A 19160-nucleotide genomic window follows, 5' to 3' on the forward strand; every position below is an offset into this window, starting at 1 on the left:
AAACAGCGCCAACATCATCAGGATTCCATCCACTTTAACAATCACTTATAATTAAACATTAAGAAGTTAAGTAGCATTAAGACCTTCATCACCTTAAATCCTTAATGGTTCAAACAACGCCAACAGCATAATGCCCTATTCACCTTAACAATCACCAGCCCGGTGCCTGTGTAAGGTTCCCGTTGCTTTTCAATACTTCCTGTTCCGGAATGGGGTACCAGTACATCTTTGGCTGAAAGATCCGGTCCTCTGCTTTCCGTACCAGGTAGTTGAAGGTACCTTCCGGCGTCTTTGTGATCTGCATGGCCATCAGGGGCTGGTTCTCTGTCTGCTCGGCAATCTTCCATCTCCGCACATCAAAAAAGCGGTGCTCTTCAAATGCCAGTTCCACCCTGCGTTCATTGCGGATACGTGCCCGCATCTCTTCTTTTGAAAGACCCGGAGGCAACAAGGGCAGGCCCACACCCGGCCGTTGCCGCACACGATCCACCGCTGCCTTTGCGGTCATGGAATAACCACTGGCAGCTTCCGGTCCATACGCTTCATTCATAGCCTCGGCATAATCCAATAGTATTTCAGCATACCGGAACAGCACCCAGGTATGCACACTGCTGGTGTTCTTTTCCAGATCCAGGCCTTCATCAATGAACTTACGTAGATAATACCCCGTTGTTGTGGCGTTAAGCTTGCCCAACCCATCCAACCCGCCTACCCAACTTTCTACCGGACGGTTTTTGAAGGTGGTATTATTGGTAAGGACCGACATACCCAGCCGGGGATCTCGTCCGGCATAAGGATTGGCCGGATCATAGCCCGAGCCGGGCTCGCCGATCGCCATACCGGTGGCCTTCATCTCATAGGCGTCCACCAGGTTTTGCGAAGGACAGGTACTGCCCTCTCCACCCTGACTGTAGCCTACCGGGTAGTTCATCCGCTCAAAATCATTGCGGGCCCAGCCCTGTATGGCAAAGATGACTTCCGTATTTCCATCAGCACCATTGCCCAACCGGAATAAACCGCTGTAGCTGTTGTGCAATCCATATTTCCCCAATGCGATCACATCGTGCGCCGCCTTCGCAGCAGCGATCCATTTTTCAACATCTCCCGAAGGATTATTGAGCGGGCTGGCCGCATACAATAACAGGCGGGCTTTCAGCGCCAGTGCTGTACCCTGTGTAAGCCTTCCCCGCCATTTCTCGGAGGAAAAGCCCACCCAGGTATCTTTTAGCTGGAGATACGCGCTGTCACATTCAGCCTTTATAAATTCGGCACATGCGTCAAATGGCTGCCGCCGGAACTGTTTCAGCTCTTCATCCGTATACGTGGATTTATCCACCAGCGGTACACCACCATACCGTTTGATGAGCTCAAAATAATACAGGGCCCGCAACAACCGCACTTCTGCACGCAGCCACGCTATATCTTTTACATTGGCCTCATAACTGCTTTTATTGGCCGGATCCAGCGTATCCCGGTAAATGATTTGTTTGTAGTTCACTGAGTTTTCCAGGAACAGGTTGGCCCTGCGGATGCCCTGGTAAAAAAAACTCCAGCAATCTTCCGGATTGGACACGGCCGTCCAGGTGCCGGTATTGTATTTCTGAATGGCGGAGGCCGGAATCGCATGATCCGCCTCATCGCTGGCAGCAGCCAGCATGGCATTATCGATGCGTTGAAAGCCAAAGCGGTTGTACAGGAAAGCGTATACGCCGATGCCTGCCTGCTGCATACGATCATAATTCACAAACACCTCATCTTCCTTATAGTTGGATTCTACTTCACGGTCTAAAAATTTCTTGCAGCTGCTGTTTGCTACTGTCAGCAGCAATACCAGGCAGCTGATCCAAACCGGTTTTATATTCATTGCTTTCATGCGCTCCGTTTTAAAATTTGACCATAATACCTGCCGACCAGGATTTCAATACAGGATAGCCCTGCCCCAGCATCTCCGGGTCCACATCCACCGCCAGGTTATCCCAGGTAACCAGGTTCAAACCACTTACAAATATTTTCGCCTGCTGCATCCCCACCTTTTTCACCAGGCTTACCGGTAACTGGTACCCCAGCTCTACATTCCGCAGCCGGAGAAAATCGGCATTGCGTACCCAGAAGGTGGAGGCCTGGTAGTTATTGGGATTGGCCTGTGTAGTGAGCCTTGGATAAGTAGCTGTGGCCTGTGTTTGCGGCGTCCAGTGTCCATCGGCAGCCCAGTTAAGGATATTCGCATTATTGATGAATGGCTGGAATAAATAGCCGTTCAGGTATACGCTTTTATCGGCCACGCCCTGGAAAAAAACATCCAGGGAAACCCCTTTATAAGACACCCCTGCCTGAAACCCATAGTTGATCTCCGGATAGTTCCGCTTTCCAATCGCGATCTGGTCATTGACATCAATAAGGCCGTCGTTATTCTGATCCTTGTATTTCAGATCACCGGGAGCAACAATGGAAAAGGTCTGTACCGGGCTGGATGCGATATCACTTTCATCCTTAAAATAGCCGATGGCTTCCAGTCCGAAGTATTGCCCCACCGGATGCCCCTGCCTGTAACTGTAAGCTTCTTTCTTTGGCGTCTCCCAGCTTTCCTTAATTGTATTGTGTGCATAGGAGAACTGCCCGCCAACATAATAATTCACCGTACCGGCATCCTCGCGGTAAGTAGCGGATATTTCGGCCCCTGTATTGTTCACCCTACCTAAGTTAGCCATCCTGCCCGAAGTATAACCTGCCAGTGCAGAGCCGGTGGCAGAGAGGTCAACCAGTATATCTTTCCGGTTCTCTTTAAACACATCTGCTGTAAGGCTTAGCCGGTTGTTGAACAAAGTGGCATCCACACCCAGGTTATAGATCATCGAACGCTCCCAGGTGATATCCGGATTGGCCATCGCCAGCTGCACCAGCCCGTTGTACCAGCTTTGCCCGGTTCCGAAATAATAACCCTGACTGCTGGCCACGCCCCAGTACTGGTTGTAGTTAAACCGCGGGGAGCCTTTATCATTTCCCACACTTCCTGCGGAGGCGCGTAATTTCAGGTAATTGATCCAGGAGGCATTTTGCAGGAATGATTCTTTATGCAGCAACCATCCGGCGGACAACGCAGGAAAAAAACCAAAACGTTTGCCGGGCGCATAATTCTCGAGACCACTATAGGAGAACACCCCTTCGGCGAAATATTTATCCCTATACCCATAGGTCAGGCGCCCCGCCAGGTTCTGCATGGCAAAGGGCGAAGCATTGCCCAGCACGGTATATTTATCCTGCTGAAAAAACAGCATCCCTCCCAGCTGGTGCTCCCCGAACCGGCGTCCATAGTCCAGTCCGCCCTGAAAGATCAGCCGGTTATTCTCATAATCGCCGCCGGTTACTACGGTGAGATCCGTATCCAGACTGCGTTGCAGGTAATACATAGAATCCTGTCCGCTGGCACCTTTTGTCCATATCGGCTCATAATAAGCGTAGGTCCGGGTCTTATCGTAACGGTTCTGCAGCATATTATCAAATAATACCGCGCCGAATACATTAAGGCCGCCGGTAATAAAATCGAGCTTTTGTGTAACCCGTACATTCATCTGGATGTTCCGGTCGTGCCGCGACTGGTAACCTCTTTTCAAGAGGTCGCCCAGGGGGTTGGAAGGAAAGGCGGCTGTTCCAGTAATATTTCCGTCCGGTGTCATCGCCGGGTACAGGTTGGGTGCATAAGTAAGCATGTTTTGCCAGAAGGTAGCCGTAGCTACGGGAGGGAACTTCCGGTCCTGTATATTTCCTCCGATCCCTACCTGTGCCGAAAGTGTTTTTGTGAGGTTTACATCCAGGTTGGCACGCAGGTTGAGCTGGTTGTATCCTATATTGGCATTGTGCTCTCCGTCTGTGCGCGCATACAATCCCTGGTTGTTCAGATAGCCAAGCATCACAAAATATTTTGCCGTCTGATTTCCGCCATTAAAGCTGACCGTGTAATCCTGTATGGGCGCCTGTTTTCGTAATATTTCATTCATCCAGTTCACATCCGGGTACAGGTAGGGGTCTGTTTTCTGGCGGTAGCCTTCCAGTTGTGCATCGGTATACAACGCCGGCAAGCCATCATTTTGCAGCGCCTCATTGTAGAGGCGGGCAAAATCATAGGATGATGCCATTTTGGGCAATTGTGTGGGGGACTGTACGCCATACCGCAGGTTCAGTGCGATCTGCGGCTTTTCAGAAACGGTCCCTCTTTTTGTCGTTACCAGCAGCACACCGTTACCACCCCGGGCACCGTACATTGCCACGGCAGCAGCGTCTTTTAATACCGACACGCTTTCGATTTCATCCGGAGATATAAAACTGATGCTGTTTACCTGTATCCCGTCAACAATCAGCAGGATGCCGTTATTCAAACTGGTATGCTGGCCACGGATCAGGATGGAGGGGTCATCGAAGCCCGGTGCCGCGCCGGTATTGGTAATGGTCACCCCCGGCAGTTTTCCCGCCAGCGCATTGGTTAATGTGGCCGTCTGTGTTTTCTTAAGCTCCGCCCCGGTAACGCTTGAAACAGCAGCATTGCTTTGATCTTTGGAGAGCGTGCCATAAGCCACCCGTACCGAAGAATCCGGGTTCACATCATACTGAACCGATTGTGCATGTGCGGCATTCCAGAGAAAACCGCAGCACAACAACAATCCCGTTCTGAGGCAGCGCACCGCAATGCCTCCGGTCTGATCTATTCCTGATTTCATTTTCATTGCATTCCTTTTGTGCATGTACTTTTTATTACCGTTACGGGCTTACCATCCGGGATTTTGCTGGATATACCCCAGGTTGATCTCGCTGACCCGGAACGGATACAGGTACATTTTGTCATTCCATACCCGGTCTTCAAATTTTTCCAGGCGATAGGTAGGGTTGGCACCGCCTTTTAAACGCAGCCCGTACATCCCGCCACGCATCACGCCTTCATCACCGGCGATCATCCAGCGCCGCACATCAAAATAACGGTGCTCTTCAAATGCCAGTTCCACGCCGCGCTCCCGGCGTATCTTCCGGCGCATATCTTCCTGGTTGGTATAGGCATAATCCGGCATGTTCACCCTCCGGCGTACTTCATTCAGGGCCCAGACGATCTGACCGCCATCCCCGTTCATCTCGTTTAATGCCTCTGCATAGTTGAGGTAGAATTCCGCCAGGCGGAACGTGATCCACTTGGGTGGCGGATTGGAGCCATTGCTGACCCCCTTCGCAAACTTGCGGAGAAAGCCCACACCATTATAAGCATCCAGCAGTTTACCATGCTGTTCATAAAAATGATATACGGTGCCTGTGCCTCTTGCCCATTCTTCACCGGAATAAAAAACCGATGCCTGGAACCTCGGATCGAGCTCCTTTAATTTTTGCCGGTACTGAGTATAAGGATAATCTACCCCCTCCTGCTCGTCCCAGGTCTGATCGGTACCATCGGCCTTCTGATAGAACTTGGTAAAATTCAGGGTAACGCCGATATTGATCGGGTCCGATCCGGTATAAACAACCGTACCCGGTGTCATAAACCGTACAAAGTAGTTATTGGTACTGGTGCCCATCAGGCCTGCGTCCAGGATGGTCTCGTTCACACTGGGGTTGATAAAGATCTCCTCATAGCGATCCACAGGGTTGCTTTTTCCTTTATACAGTTCGCACCAGCCACTTTCATTCGCCGCCCAATCGAGCACCGCTTTGCTGGCATCCGCAGCCAGTTTCCAGCGGTTGGGATCATAACTGGTATAACCGATCAGTTCGCGCAGTTTGGGATCGCCCACCGGCACGTAGGATTGCGCCGTATTGAACAGGGGGCTGGCCGCATATAACAGTACCCGGGCTTTTAATGCCAGTGCCGCACCTTTTACGATACGTCCCCGGTACTTGCTTTCATAGGCACTGGGCAGGTTTTTTGCCGCTTCATCACAGCTGTTCACGATAAAATCCACCGTTTCGGCATAGGTACTTCTGGGTACCCGCACCTCGGGTATATCCGCAGCACTGCTTACTTTTAATACCTTGTCTACAATAGCAACCCCACCCAATCGCTGCATCAGGTCAAAATGCATCAGTGCTCTTAAAAAGACCGCCTCTGCCTTCATAGATGCCTTTTCTGCATCGGAGAACGGTGATTTATCAATATTCTCAATAAAGATATTTGCATTGCGTATGCCTTTATAACAAAATTCACTGCGGAACTCATACCAGTAAATATCGCTGGAACCCCAGTTACCTTTATTAAATGCTTCTGCGCCGGTGATATTGGAATACGCATCCGCTTCATCATCTGCGGCCGCAACGATCGTATAGGTAGCACCGTAATGATAAAAACCGTTCTCCCCGGAAGCCCAGTAGTAAGGGAATTCAAAAATGGAACAGGTACGGTATACACTCCAGAGGAATTGCTCGGTGCGCTCCCGTGAGGCAAAGACATCTTCCAGTTTGATGTCGCTGCTCTCGGGCTTTTCCAGGTACCGGTTACAGGAACCGAGCAGCAGGCACGCAATGCTCCATAAAATCAGTTTATTGAAAACGATTGGTTTCATCAGTGTATGTATTAAGCTTCGTTTCATCCGTATTATTTTTTGTTTTTATGACGGGGATGGAACCTTAGAATGACAGATTGATACCGCCGTTAAACACCCGCATGGGAGGATAGGTACGGCCCCATAACTCGCGCGCATCCGGATCCTTGCTGTATTTGAAATGACTCTTTGTAAGGAGGTTATTGCCGCTTACATAGACGCGCAGGTTGTTTAATCCCATGCGTTTCAGGGTCTGCGATGTAAAACGGTAGCCCAGCTCCAGATTTTTCAGGCGGATATAAGAGGCGTCCTGCACCCAGAAGCTGGAAGGCTGATAGTTGTGCTGCCGATCCGGAGATACCTCCACCCTTGGAAAAGAGATCGGTTCTCCGTTGGCGTAGCGCTCGGGGGTCCAGCGCTCCATATGCCATTCCTGCGCGCTTCCCCAGGAGGACACAAAGGGGTAAGCAGCGGCCGAAGCAAAGCTGGCCGATACATGATCCGTGCCCTGCACCAGGACACTCAGATCAAACCCCTTCCAGGAAAAACCACCGGACATGCTGTAGGTCACTTCCGGCCAGTCGGAATAACCTACCGGCCCCATATCGTCTTCATCAATGATGCCGTTTCCATCCAGGTCCTTGTACTTCATATCCCCCGGCTGCAGGCCGGCACCCTCCCATTTTGACTTGGGACGGTTGGGATCGTTGATCTCCTCCCAGGAATTATAAAATCCTTCAAAGCTCAGTCCGAAATATTGCTGAATGGGTTTTCCGGTACGTCTTAAATAGTCGTATTTGCGGTCCGGCTCGTCCTGGAAAATAATTTCATTACGGGCAAATGCATAGCTGGCCTTTACCCAGTATTGCAGCTGGGCGGTCTGCCCGGTATAGCCGAGCTCCAGCTCGTATCCGTGATTGTTTACCTTGCCGATATTGGCAGGCGGCAGTGTAGCAGCTACCAGCTCGGGAACCGTAGACAGGTACCAGAGGATATTATCTCTCTTTTCTTCAAAATAATCGCCGTTAAAAGAAAGCCGGTCATCCAGGAACTTCAGCTCTGCACCGATATCCATCTTTTTCGATTTCTCCCAGGTCACATCCGGGTTACCGATGGCACCTTCGTTGTATACATTGTAGCGGGCAAAATCCACACCCGGGTTGCCGAACACCACGGCCTGATTGCCTCCGTTGTTAAGACTGTAGGGAGGATCCAGATACAGGTAACGCTGGCCGCCGATCTCGTCATTACCCACCACCCCGTAAGATCCCCGGAACTTTACAAAACTGACCCAGCTGTTCTTTGGGAAGAACGGTTCGTTGGAAAGTACCCATCCCAGGGATACGGAAGGAAAAAAGCCGTAACGCTTTCCTTCAGGAAAATTCTCTGACCCATTATACCCCATGTTCAGTTCGGTGAGATAGCGGTTCTTGTAATCATAGGTCACCCTTGATACCATACCCAGGTACACATGAGGCAGCTTGTACAGCAGGCTGGGCCGTACTTCGCGGGAAAAGTTCCCCAGTACCAAACCGGAAACATTGTGCCCGTTAAAACCACGTTTGTATTCGATAGCCGCTTCCGTATATACTTTCCGCCATTTGTTGGCATCACCTACTGCTTCGGAAATACCGGTAAACGGGCCGTCTTCCGCACTTTGATACAAGCGGTACCCTTCCGGAGCTTCAGGGTCCTTCATTACCGTCCACTTTGGAAAATTCTTACTCTGGCTTTTATTTTTCAGATAGTAACTGTCATAAGCCCCCATTGCGCGCACGCTCAATCCTTTTGTAATACGATCGAGTTTATAGGTAATCTGGAGATTGGTATTAAGCGTGCTGGAATATTGTTCGGTAAGGAAGGCACCGGAAGCACTTGTAGGCCCTGCATCCCCCCAGGGGTTAAAATTGGGCACAGCCCCCGGCAGACCGATCACCCGTTCGATGTATTTGCCATCGATAAAAACAGGACTGGTCATCGGCGGGCGGTTGGCTGCTTTGTCAAAAGCCGCCCAGGCACCCCCGTTGGGTATGCTGTTATCGGTGATCTGATTGCCCAGCTTTACCTGGATCAGCAGGTCCTGGCTCAGCTTGAAATCAAAGTTCATCCGCACATTGTACTTATCATACTTTTGTTTGTAGGGAAAACCCAGGCTTTGTTCGGGCTGCTGGTAGCCTCCGCTCTGGTTAAAATAACCCAGCGAAGTATAATAGCGTACCTTTTCTGTGCCGCCAGAGATATTGGCATTATAGGATTGCTGGAACGAATAGGGTTTGATCAGTTCATCGATCCAGTTGTTGCTGGGATGAAAAATGGGGTCTGCCCCGGATTTGTACAATTCGAGGTCTTCCGGGGTAAAGGTCACTTTATCTGCTGCAATTCCTCCGTTCCGCTCCGCCTCATTCCGCAATACGGCATAGTCATAGGAGTTAAGGTATTTGGGAAGGATCGTGGGTTGTATTGCTGCGGCATTGGCGGTTACATTTACCTGCGGGCGGCCCATCTTTCCCTGTTTGGTAGTGATCAGGATCACACCGTTTGCACCCCGTACCCCGTAAACAGCGGTTGAAGAAGCATCTTTTAAAACGCTGATGGATTCGATCTCATTTGGGTCAAGGTTGTTATAGGTATCCCGCTGCACCCCATCGATAAGGATCAGGGGGTTCCGGCCGCCGGCATTCAGGGTCGCCATTCCACGGATGAAAATAGTAGCCTTGTCATTACCAAATTCGCCCGATGTTTGTACCGCCTGCAGTCCCGGGGCCATCCCGATGAGCGCATTACTGATACCGGCAACCGGGGCTTTTACCAGATCGCTGCCGGATACCGTGGCAATAGCACCCGTCACGGTCAGCTTCTTTTGTTCGCCATATCCGACCACCACTACCTCTTCCATTTCTTTTTGTTCCGCGATCAGCACTACATTGATCTGTGACTGCTGTCCCACCGGCTGTTCCAGGGAATTGTATCCGACAAGGGAGAAAACCAGCACGGGATTGCCGACATTATCCGGTACCACTAATGAATACCGGCCTTCCTGGTCCGTAGAAGCACCGGTTCCGGTCCCTTTAATGGTTACAGTTACGCCTGCCAGCGGAGTGCCGGTCTTCTGATCGGTAACAATCCCGGAAACCGGTTGCTGTTCTTTATGCCAGGCACCGGTAACAATACGACCGGCAGCGGTTGCGGAAGCACCGGTTGCAACAACCAGGAAAGTGGCAAAAAACAATCTGAATAACATAATAGCCGTTTTAATATAATATACAGGTGCCGTCGCCCTGCCTGTTTTACCTCCCTGCGGGAGCATACCTTTTATCTGGATTAAAGATCAACCGTTATCAAAGCAAGCTGAATTTTTATTTCTGATATCTATGTCAAATAGTACAATCTGTATTTGTTCGCCTATTAAAAATCATTGCATGGTATATTTTTAATAAGGAACAAAAAATGCCCCCCGTCTTAAAAACCGGTTTAAGCAACTTCGTTAGTAACTACACAGCAGTAGCGTTGCGGACGACCCGTTTTTCCACTTATCATTCTCTTTCATCCCTGCGTGTAAAATTCCAATAAAATGAATGCCGAGGAAATAGATATTCCCGGGAAAATAATGGATTTTTTTATGCTTCGCCCTTGAAATATTTTGATCCGCCTGTTGTAACCGGAACTGTACTAGTCACGCCAAACCGGCTCAGGTAAAGCCTTTCAGCGATCCGTTTCCGGTATCTTTTATTTTGCCCGGCCGCAAAATTACGGGTCACGATTGCCGTTTACACACCGGGAAGTAATAAAGTGTTGCGGAAATTCTCTTTATTTTTTAACCCGATCCGGCAGGCCATATAGAAAATATGGATATTTTTACAGTACTGCGGGAACGGGTGTTCCTGCAGTGAAAACGGTTCTTCCATGAATGCATTCAATTCAGAAAACGTCCAGAAAAAGATGGAAGGCTTTGCAGGCCAGTTGACCTGTATCCTGCCGCAGGCCAAAGTAAAATTCTGTGCCCAGCATATTTTTTGCAAAAATCTTTACATTACCGATATCGGTTATTATCCCAATGCCGCACATCATGAGCGCGAACGTCCCAGGGGCTGCGCCCAGTATATCCTGATCCATTGTGTAAAAGGAAGAGGCTGGTTTTCTATAGAGCAAAAGCGGTACGAAGTAAACCCTAATGAATTTTTTATCATTCCTGCCGGTGCTGCACATCATTATGGTGCGCATGAAAAGGATCCCTGGAGCATTTACTGGCTTCATTTTTCAGGGGCCGATGCCGATTTTTATTCCCGGCTGCTTACCAAAACCCAGGGAAAAGCACCGGTAAGTGCGGTGGTCAGCACTTCCCGTCAGCTTATATTCTATGATATCATCCAGCACCTGGAGCTTATGAACAATACAGATAATATTATTTACAGCTGCAGTTCGGTACATGCCTACCTCTCGTCCTTCCAGAACACCCAGATAAAATTGTCTGCCAACGAAAATGACATCATTCAGCAGTGCATCACTTTTATGAAACAGAACCTGGACAAACCGCTGCGCCTGGATGAGATCAGCACCGAAGTAGGCCTCTCGTCCTCCCATCTCTCCTCCCTGTTTAAAAAACAGGTAAAATCAAGTCCGATCCATTTATTTACTTCCCTTAAAATACAGAAGGCCTGCCAGATGCTGATGGACAACGCGCATAACATTAAAACGATCTCGTACAGCCTGGGCTACGAGGATCAGTATCATTTTTCCCGGGTCTTCAAAAAGATCATGGGGATCTCACCCAAGCACTTTAAGAATAAATAGACAGGCACAGCAAACAGACCATTGCAGCTGCAGTCCACTCCCCGGCAAACAGCGCTACCCTGTTGCTGTGTTTCCTTCTTTCCACACTTCTATTATAAATAAATTGTCAACTATCCTTGATCCGAACCTTGAAAGTGGTTTAAAGTATAGATTGTAAAAAAGATAAGGCCTTCTTCTTTACCTTTTTTAAAATGATCGAAATAAAAATAGGCTTGTTCCTCAAATTTCATATAGCAGGTTTATAAGAAAACGTAGCTATTATTATACTGGCGAATTATAGCTACATCTGAAAAGCATAAGTTGAGATTGGTGCAGGCAGCCGGCTATACTGGGTTTTTGGGTTTGCATGCATAAAGGATTCCATATAGACAAACTTCCGATATGGTTGAAATCGCTTTTTGCATTGCTTTAGCAAAAGTCTTACAAAAATAATATAGAAGCACACTACATCTACCATCCATTTATTATGAAAAACCATGAATTACTTACGAAAATCACAAATAACTTCCTAAGCATAGAGGATATAAAAGGCTAGGTATATACGGAATTGTCAAAGCTGGCCAAAGCCAACCTAAATGATACACTTTAACGATTAAAGACAATTCTATTAATGCACTAAAGACCAGCAAATTTTAGTACATTTATACGCTGTTTTATAATGTTTCAGGATAAAGCCAAAGCATATCCCATATTAAATCACAATTGCAGCCTGCTTTCCCGAAATTAAGCACAACACTGTTTCTAAAAGGATTTTTATAACGCTTCTTACCGAGACTTGCGGTATATATTGCAAATTGACAAACATTAGATAAAAAAGAGATGCCCCCTGTTAAAAAAATTATTACTATTTTATCAGTGCTTTTGCTTATCCTTACAGCTTGCCGTAAAGTGGTTCGCCTGGACCTTGATGAATTGGATTATAAAAAGGACGTAATACAAGCAATCCTTTCAAGTGCCAAAGATTCTGTAACGGTATTTTTGTCGCAGACCCTAAACATAGAAGATCCTAACTTGTATAATGGAAATGACGATGCGCAGATCCTCATAAGTAGAGAGGGAGGTGTTCCGCTTAAATTGGAGGGCCGGGGAAGCGGTAAATACGTAACGTATATTACTACGCGTCCTGGTGAAAAATATACGCTAGACGTACAGCTCCCATTCGCAAGATATTTAGCGTCATCCACAATGCCCGCCAAAGTCAATTTCGACTCCCTCTATTATACAAAAAGAACTGTATTGGGAAAAAACCTATATATACCAACAGTCGTTTTTCATGATCCGCCAGGGATCGCTAACTTTTACCGGTTTATATTGACCGTTGATGGGTTTGAAAACACCACCATATTTCTCGAAAATGACCGTCTCTTTGATGGAAAAATAGTTTCTCTGCAGTTATTAGATGCTTTTCAGGATCAAAACGCTACAACGTTTATCGACAAATATGACAGTGTAATCGTAAACATGCAGTGCATCGAAGAACCTGTTTATACGTATTTATACCAGCTACGGGACGCTGCTTTAGGAAATGGAGGCACCACAAATCCTGGAAACCCCAAATCCAATTTTTCAGGCGGCGCCTTGGGATATTTCAGCGCGCAAACCACCCAAAAAAGAGGTTTTGTTCCCAGAGATTGATATAAGTGATTTGCAAGTAAAGGTTAAACAACTGATAAACTCTTCTTTTTCACTCTATTTTGTTGTTGATTTGAATACCCTATATCAAATCTACTTTTCCTTGAACAAATCAACAACGTATTTCGGGTTGACGGAAGTTTAGACAGCAGATCTGCAGACTTATTCTTAAGTAAAAGCAATCACTGTAACTAAACCAATTGATGACATCCGGAAAGCGCAGCACTATACTGTTGCTCCTTTTTATTTTAAAAATGCCGGACAGGATTAGTAACTATTGCAACTGAAGATTAGTTAATTCAATAAGGCTGCCCTGGGCGCAATCAGCCTTTAGTATCTTATCATCAATAATCTTGTACTCCACGCAAACCTTCAAGCTACTTGACTGGAACTTTTTATCAATATCATGTTGGAACAAGTAAGTCGTATTATTGCCTTCAAGCGTAATATATCCTTTAATTGAAGCACAATCAGGCGTATAATACAATATTGCGGATTGACATTGATCAACAGCCTTACCCTTTGAACATCCGGATAACAAGAAGCCTACAACTACCCAAAGACCTAATAATTTTTCATAAAGCACATAATTAAAAAATATAAAAGATGTATCTATAAGACGTCTGATTTTTATAAAATGCAACACAATATTTAGTTATATTTAAAAAATGCTCGCCGCTGTACCAAAGGCAACGACGAGCAAACCTAAACCATATCAATTGCAAAGAACAATTGCCAAAAATCATGGTGTAATGGAAGCCTGATAAACTGCCGATCCGGCATTTACCCGACCATATCCATATTGATTGTCAAATCCTGAACTGCCCATATCGACGGCAGTGGACTGCAATATGGATTTTACCTGACTTTCCGTCAATGTTGATTTTGCTGAAAGCATTAAAGCCGCAACACCGGAAACCTGTGGGCATGAGGCAAAAGGGACGGCCAAAATTATAACCAAAGATCGCCGGTTAATTGAACGGTTATTTGACAATCTGAAATATTCGATAAAAAAGTAGATGGGCTATCTTTCTATTGCCTGTGAAAACAACCTTTCGCTGCCACATCTGAAAATGAGAGCAACAGTTAACGATTTTTCGAAACAGTTTGATTATGCGGGAATCGATTACTGGCATCTGATAAGACTGCAAGTCTATTCAATATAGGAGTACGGGGGATATTCATCATGGTTTGAATATACGGTTTAATATGCAATTCATTGCTGACAGCAGAAACAAACGGAGCTAATAGCATTTTATAATTGCTACAAGAAGATAGCAACTGATAAGGAAATTCTGTATTTTTTTTTGGATGACTTAATATTTTTTCAAAAACAGGCTTATACAGAATAAAAAATGATGTTCCCGAAAATTGATCAACCCAAAATTTGTCATTTAAGAGTGGCAACGCCATTCCAAAATCAACCGCATTACCACACAAAATTTCACAATGCAGATTATATGCCTCAATAATATCTTTTATAAAACGATCCCTATTATAAGCCCTTGTAAAATTATGCTCCTCATTACAAATAACTATGACATCATCTTTCTTATCGACAGCCAAGGACAATATATGCCGGATCGTTGTCCAGAGGTCTACGTCTCCTCCTGCTGTTTTACGAGCAACTACTAAATTTATGGCGAATTCATCTTTTCCTGAAAATTGCTTTAGTATTCTTATTCCCACTGTTTTATTCCGATCCTTACAAATTATGTACGTTGGAATAGCCGCGTTTTTCACAGCGCGTGAACTTATAACAGAGGGTTTAATCTTCTTAAATAGCGTCGAGAACAAAATAAGATGTAAAGATCTTTTCCTGGTTGTTTGAAATAGTCTCTCTACTCTCCCGTTAGCATTATTCTGCGTAGTCACATCTGAATACCCAAATTCCTTTTGAGTTGAGAGGAAAGGAAAGCAAAAAAAAATATTCGAAGACAACCTTGAAATCTTATAATCGGCTGAATCCTTATCCGTGAAATTCGCCGAAAGTACAACTGGAAAGAATTTCTTAAAAATGACAGTAAACTGCAACCCCGAAAACTTTTTAACCCAAAAAAGCTGTTTACTAATTGGAAGGGCATCTTCCCACCAACTAACCCCACCACACAATACATCAGCCTGTAAACTTCTTGCTTCGGCTATGGCATCTTCCAATCGTTCTTTTTCATAATCAACGGTGAATTGATGGTCATCTTCGCAAATTAATATATACTCTTGCTCTACGCCTATTGATTGCTGCAAAATAGCTTTGATCGTATTCCATAAACTCACCGCAGCTATAGGATGAGGAACCGGTTGGATGATTTCTACTTCAAACTCATCACGGCCATTGAATTCTGCTAAAATACTGACTTTCCGATCTGTTCGCTTTTCTAAGTTTAAGATATACGTGGCAATGCTCATTAATTAAATACTGATTTACAATTTTCCCGTCACCTGTTCGGGATTCTTAAAACGAATAATTCCCCAGGTTTGTTCGATTGCCTGATCCAACAGATCAGAAGCCTCCTTAAAACTTATATTCCTCTTGTCTTCATGATATAACTTATACTGCAATACTATATATCCGACATTCTTTTTGTACAACAAAACTTCTTTCTCCAAGCCTATTGCACAAGAAGGAGTATATTTGTAAATCCATTGTACAATAAAAATACTATCCGCATTAATCTTAGTCCCGTCGTGCTTTGATTTCAACAAAAAATCTTCTTGGGGAAAACAAGGCCGTTTATCGCTCCAAGCATTTTGACCAGATCTGAACGCTATCCATCTCCTATATTCGGTTTCCACAATAGAATCACGCTTCTCAATAGCTGCATCAGGAATTTGATCTAACATTTTTTTGGTTTCAATAAAGTTCCTCCAAAGCTGATCTTCTCCACATTTATTACTTCGAACGAAATAAGCAACTCCTATACGATTCTTTTTAGTAAAATTGTTACGTAAATATCCCCGGAAGCATGAGCTGGTGTTTGTGGGGCTTTCATTTGTCCAGACACTATCCGATATCTGGAAAAAGCTGGCATTTACGCTATCCAGCTTCCCTGAAATCTGTTCTGCGGGTATCGGCTTTAATAAAGTATAAGGTTGTGCATCAACCCTATACTGCATAATCATACAAACAATGATCAGATAATTTAGTTTTTTCATTTGGGAGTCAGGGTTGTAACAGCAAGCATTTCAGAAGCAAGCATGAATAGTCCAACTTCGTTATTTTGTTTATCATCATAACCGATCAACCAGTTACCATCATCATCTTTAAAATAACCGGTTATATTCACAGCATGGCTACCTGTTTCAGTATTGAAAAAACCGACCCCTTCGAAGGGAACGTTAGTCCACTCGGGGGTATCATCCGGCAGATCCATAATGTAACCGGTTCCCGCACGTGTATCCGTCGCAAATCCGTTCATGTCAGCTGCCAGATCAAGTATATCCATAAGAGAATTCTGGGCATCCACTCCATTAGTAATATTATCCGTTCCGTGATGTTGATCATAAGCCCCGATCGCGAAAGACGTTGGTACTAAGGTCTGGTTGAGAGGATTAATCATTGAACCCATAAGATAATCTAATGCTATAGGCACACAGTCCGTTCGTCCTTCTTCATTACTCATATCAAAGCCAGTTCCAGACCCGACGCTTCCACCATCATATACATAATCCCACCCCCACCAATTATCATCTAAATTGAAGTCCATGTTTGCTCCGAGTTGAAACTCATCTTGTGATCCGCCTGGAGCGGTGCCATAGTAACTACCATCGGGGCCTGCTGTAAACGTGAACCCTTTGGATGCGAGCAATCCCATTATTTCGTCGACCGCTGCGCCGCCAACAATGTTTTTTAATTCAGAAATCGAATCAATAACTTCAATTTCATTTTCGAGCTGATCAAAGCTCAGTTTTAGTTTTGTTCTCATAATTATTAATTTAAAAATTAATATTATTGAATTTGTCCGAAAGCAAAAGTTAAACGAAAGTTAAATAGCGATAATTATTATATATATAAATATATACAGTACACCATATTACATCCAAAGGCCTCGTTCAGGAAATAAGGAATCATTAGATGGCATTAAGGAACCCAAATTGCTTGATCCGGCATAATTGACATTTTTAAGCGATGAATGCCGGGTGCACAAGAGTCTAAAACAGGCAACCAATGTATTAAAAAAATAAATATACTTTTGCAGCATTTTTTACTCAGATAAAGAACCCTTTCATGCTTTGCGGTGAGAGTGTTGCAGAAATGGAATATCACTAACGAGCTTATTATATATTCCATGGAATACTTTTCGTCTTCAAGAATATAGACTTTCCCGGTCAATTGGTTGAGGTACTTTCTCATTTGGGCTCAGTGTTGTAATAGCAATCATTTCAGAAGCAGGTGTAGGCTCCCTTCATCGACGTTATTCAATTGACGAACCAATAAAAAAAGCGCTCCCCTGAAGGAGCACTTATTCTTGTGTTGCGGTGAGGGCGGGATTCGAACCCCACCCCTAATTAATTAAATATCAATATTTTATAAAGACCTGCTCAGAATACTCTATGAATTACTACATATTAAAAAGAGCACTATCTCCATAAAGGTAACACTTTAATTTTACGAATCAAATACCCAAAAAAATCAGCCTAAATGATGCAGCTTAAAAAATATTGCAGACTTCATCCCTGGATCATAGGACGGCAAATAGCTTATATAATCCATAGCCTGCAACTGCTCAATATGCTTATGATAAGTAGTAAATGAGTGAATCTTTGCCAAATACATTACAGCCCGACGTGAAATAAACACTTTGTTTTCCCTCCCCCGTTTATTCCAAAGATCACAGAGAGCAAGGAAAACAGCCAAATGAACGTAAGTAATACGAGTGTCCCTTAACAAAATCGGGATCATTTTCCACGGCCCCCTATCCATGATCATCCGCTTTTACAGACCGCATTCCCTTACGAAACATACGATCGATATCCCCGGATTGATAATAATGAACACCTCCAATCTTTGAAGATTGAAGAGTTCCATTTATCCGTAATTGCTGCAATTTTCCCGAAGAAATACCTAATAATTTTCTGACTTCCGCGGGTTTATACCATTTTTTATCTGAATTCGGTTGAGAACCCACACCTCCAGATAAAATAACCGAAAGTTCCTCTATTAATTTTCTGCCAAACGCTTCAAGGTCGGCTTTTGTCAACACCACAATTTCCATTACACACACTTTTTAGCCCCCAAATACAGATAAAGCACTTTTGAACTTTACCTAAATTCCTCTTTCTGCTCAACCTCAACTCTCCACCAAATACACTAAGCTTCCCAAAAATGGGCTGCAAGACCTTATATATATTATATAACCGAAAGCTTCCAATTCATTCATACATTTATGATACTTCGTTCTTCCAAGCTTTGCAACAGCCCTCAAACGAACACTCGTTACCTGAACAGGCTTTTCCTTATCCTGAATACACCACTCCTGAAAAATTGCGATATAAAGGGATATGTGATGTGGACCAATACGGTGGTCAGCGCTTGCGCGAATCAAAAATTCAACCAATTGCTTCAAATACATTTTCACTGCTTTTTGTAATAAATTCTTCATCTGGACAATTCCTGGCTGTGCCTGGACTTACCCTCTCCGGACAATTTCTCCAGAATTTTTTGTACTGTTTGCTCCTTATCGGCCTCCGGTTTTAATGCACAGTTGAGATCTTTTTGCAACTCGGAAATCGAACACACTTTGTAATTTATTTCTGGTGAACCGCTTTCAAATGCGAATGAGTGCGCTTCAGTCGCGTTGCAAAATCCCACAAATCGGTCATTCGGCATAATCCACTGATCATTCGGGAAGGCAACAAAACGATCTCCAATTTCCTGAAATTTGTCAAGTACTTTTTGCAGTTCAGGCATATCCCTTTCCAAAACTATCCCCCCTAAAGGGCCTTTCAATTCTCCTGGATTTGAAAAAAAAGTAGCCTCATTTATAGTATAGGGCGGAACATGCTGTTTCCATAATTCTTTCGCCTCCTCTAATCCACCATCCAACTTAGCCAACAATCGAAGGTCCGAATCAATTTCGCCAATTTCGTAGTTGCCTATACGCCACACCCGTGGATCATCAGAATAGTCATAATGCCAATCAGCCTTTGACATTTTATCAGACAGAAAATTGACAAATACCTCCTTCAATTGAGTCCTTGTTAAACCATCAAATTCCTCATTCATAA

At 44.9% G+C, this 19160-nt stretch carries 14 protein-coding genes; 2 read left to right on the forward strand and 12 right to left on the reverse strand.

The genetic code is table 11. The features are described from left to right. Positions 1-151: 151 nt before the first annotated feature. From K7B07_RS01735 to K7B07_RS01750, 4 genes are read right to left on the reverse strand one after another with little or no spacing between them, the layout of a single operon-like run. Entirely contained in the window at positions 152-1873 is a 1722-nt protein-coding gene (locus tag K7B07_RS01735; protein WP_223706902.1) for a RagB/SusD family nutrient uptake outer membrane protein, read from the reverse strand. 10 nt (positions 1874-1883) lie between these two features. After that, positions 1884-4718: a SusC/RagA family TonB-linked outer membrane protein gene (locus tag K7B07_RS01740; protein ID WP_223706904.1), complete on the reverse strand. Its 2835-nt coding sequence runs from the start codon at positions 4716-4718 to the stop codon at positions 1884-1886. Between the two features lie 42 nt (positions 4719-4760). Further along, positions 4761-6560, reverse strand: a complete 1800-nt coding sequence (locus tag K7B07_RS01745; protein WP_223706906.1) for a RagB/SusD family nutrient uptake outer membrane protein — start codon at positions 6558-6560, stop codon at positions 4761-4763. 37 nt (positions 6561-6597) lie between these two features. Next, positions 6598-9753, reverse strand: a complete 3156-nt coding sequence (locus K7B07_RS01750) for a SusC/RagA family TonB-linked outer membrane protein (RefSeq protein ID WP_223706908.1) — start codon at positions 9751-9753, stop codon at positions 6598-6600. 662 nt (positions 9754-10415) lie between these two features. Between K7B07_RS01750 and K7B07_RS01755 the strand changes: the two genes are divergently transcribed. Together K7B07_RS01755 and K7B07_RS01760 are read left to right on the forward strand one after the other, a co-directional pair. Beyond that, positions 10416-11303, forward strand: coding sequence for an AraC family transcriptional regulator (locus K7B07_RS01755; RefSeq protein ID WP_223706909.1), 888 nt, complete (start codon positions 10416-10418; stop codon positions 11301-11303). An 819-nt stretch (positions 11304-12122) separates the two neighbouring features. After that, the gene (locus K7B07_RS01760; RefSeq protein ID WP_223706911.1) at positions 12123-12938 is read left to right on the forward strand and encodes a DUF4249 domain-containing protein; all 816 of its coding nucleotides are present in this window, start codon (positions 12123-12125) and stop codon (positions 12936-12938) included. A 271-nt stretch (positions 12939-13209) separates the two neighbouring features. On the opposite strand, the gene K7B07_RS01765 is transcribed toward K7B07_RS01760, so the two are convergent. The 8 genes from K7B07_RS01765 to K7B07_RS01800 all read right to left on the reverse strand — a co-directional run bounded on the left by K7B07_RS01765 (position 13210) and on the right by K7B07_RS01800 (position 19158). Continuing rightward, positions 13210-13581, reverse strand: a complete 372-nt coding sequence (locus K7B07_RS01765) for a hypothetical protein (protein WP_223706913.1) — start codon at positions 13579-13581, stop codon at positions 13210-13212. Positions 13582-13677: 96 nt separating this feature from the next. Beyond that, positions 13678-13929, reverse strand: coding sequence for a S8 family serine peptidase (locus K7B07_RS27845; RefSeq protein ID WP_420847738.1), 252 nt, complete (start codon positions 13927-13929; stop codon positions 13678-13680). Between the two features lie 92 nt (positions 13930-14021). Beyond that, positions 14022-15341 carry a hypothetical protein gene (locus K7B07_RS01775; RefSeq protein ID WP_223706915.1) on the reverse strand — a complete coding sequence of 440 codons (1320 nt, stop codon included), beginning with the start codon at positions 15339-15341 and terminating at the stop codon, positions 14022-14024. A gap of 15 nt (positions 15342-15356) precedes the next feature. Continuing rightward, positions 15357-16088 carry a hypothetical protein gene (locus tag K7B07_RS01780; protein WP_223706916.1) on the reverse strand — a complete coding sequence of 244 codons (732 nt, stop codon included), beginning with the start codon at positions 16086-16088 and terminating at the stop codon, positions 15357-15359. Next, the gene (locus K7B07_RS01785; protein WP_223706918.1) at positions 16085-16858 is read right to left on the reverse strand and encodes a hypothetical protein; all 774 of its coding nucleotides are present in this window, start codon (positions 16856-16858) and stop codon (positions 16085-16087) included. The genes K7B07_RS01780 and K7B07_RS01785 overlap by 4 nt, the downstream gene beginning before the upstream one ends. A 990-nt stretch (positions 16859-17848) precedes the next feature. After that, positions 17849-18148, reverse strand: coding sequence for a helix-turn-helix domain-containing protein (locus tag K7B07_RS01790; RefSeq protein WP_223706920.1), 300 nt, complete (start codon positions 18146-18148; stop codon positions 17849-17851). A 75-nt stretch (positions 18149-18223) separates the two neighbouring features. Next, complete coding sequence (locus K7B07_RS01795; protein ID WP_223706922.1) at positions 18224-18535, reverse strand: hypothetical protein; 312 nt, start codon at positions 18533-18535, stop codon at positions 18224-18226. Further along, on the reverse strand, positions 18532-19158 hold the full coding sequence (locus tag K7B07_RS01800; protein ID WP_223706924.1) for a hypothetical protein: 627 nt from the start codon (positions 19156-19158) through the stop codon (positions 18532-18534). The genes K7B07_RS01795 and K7B07_RS01800 overlap by 4 nt, the downstream gene beginning before the upstream one ends. Between the last annotated feature and the right edge of the window lie 2 nt (positions 19159-19160).

It is taken from the genome of Niabella beijingensis, from assembly GCF_020034665.1.
Lineage (GTDB): Bacteria > Bacteroidota > Bacteroidia > Chitinophagales > Chitinophagaceae > Niabella > Niabella beijingensis.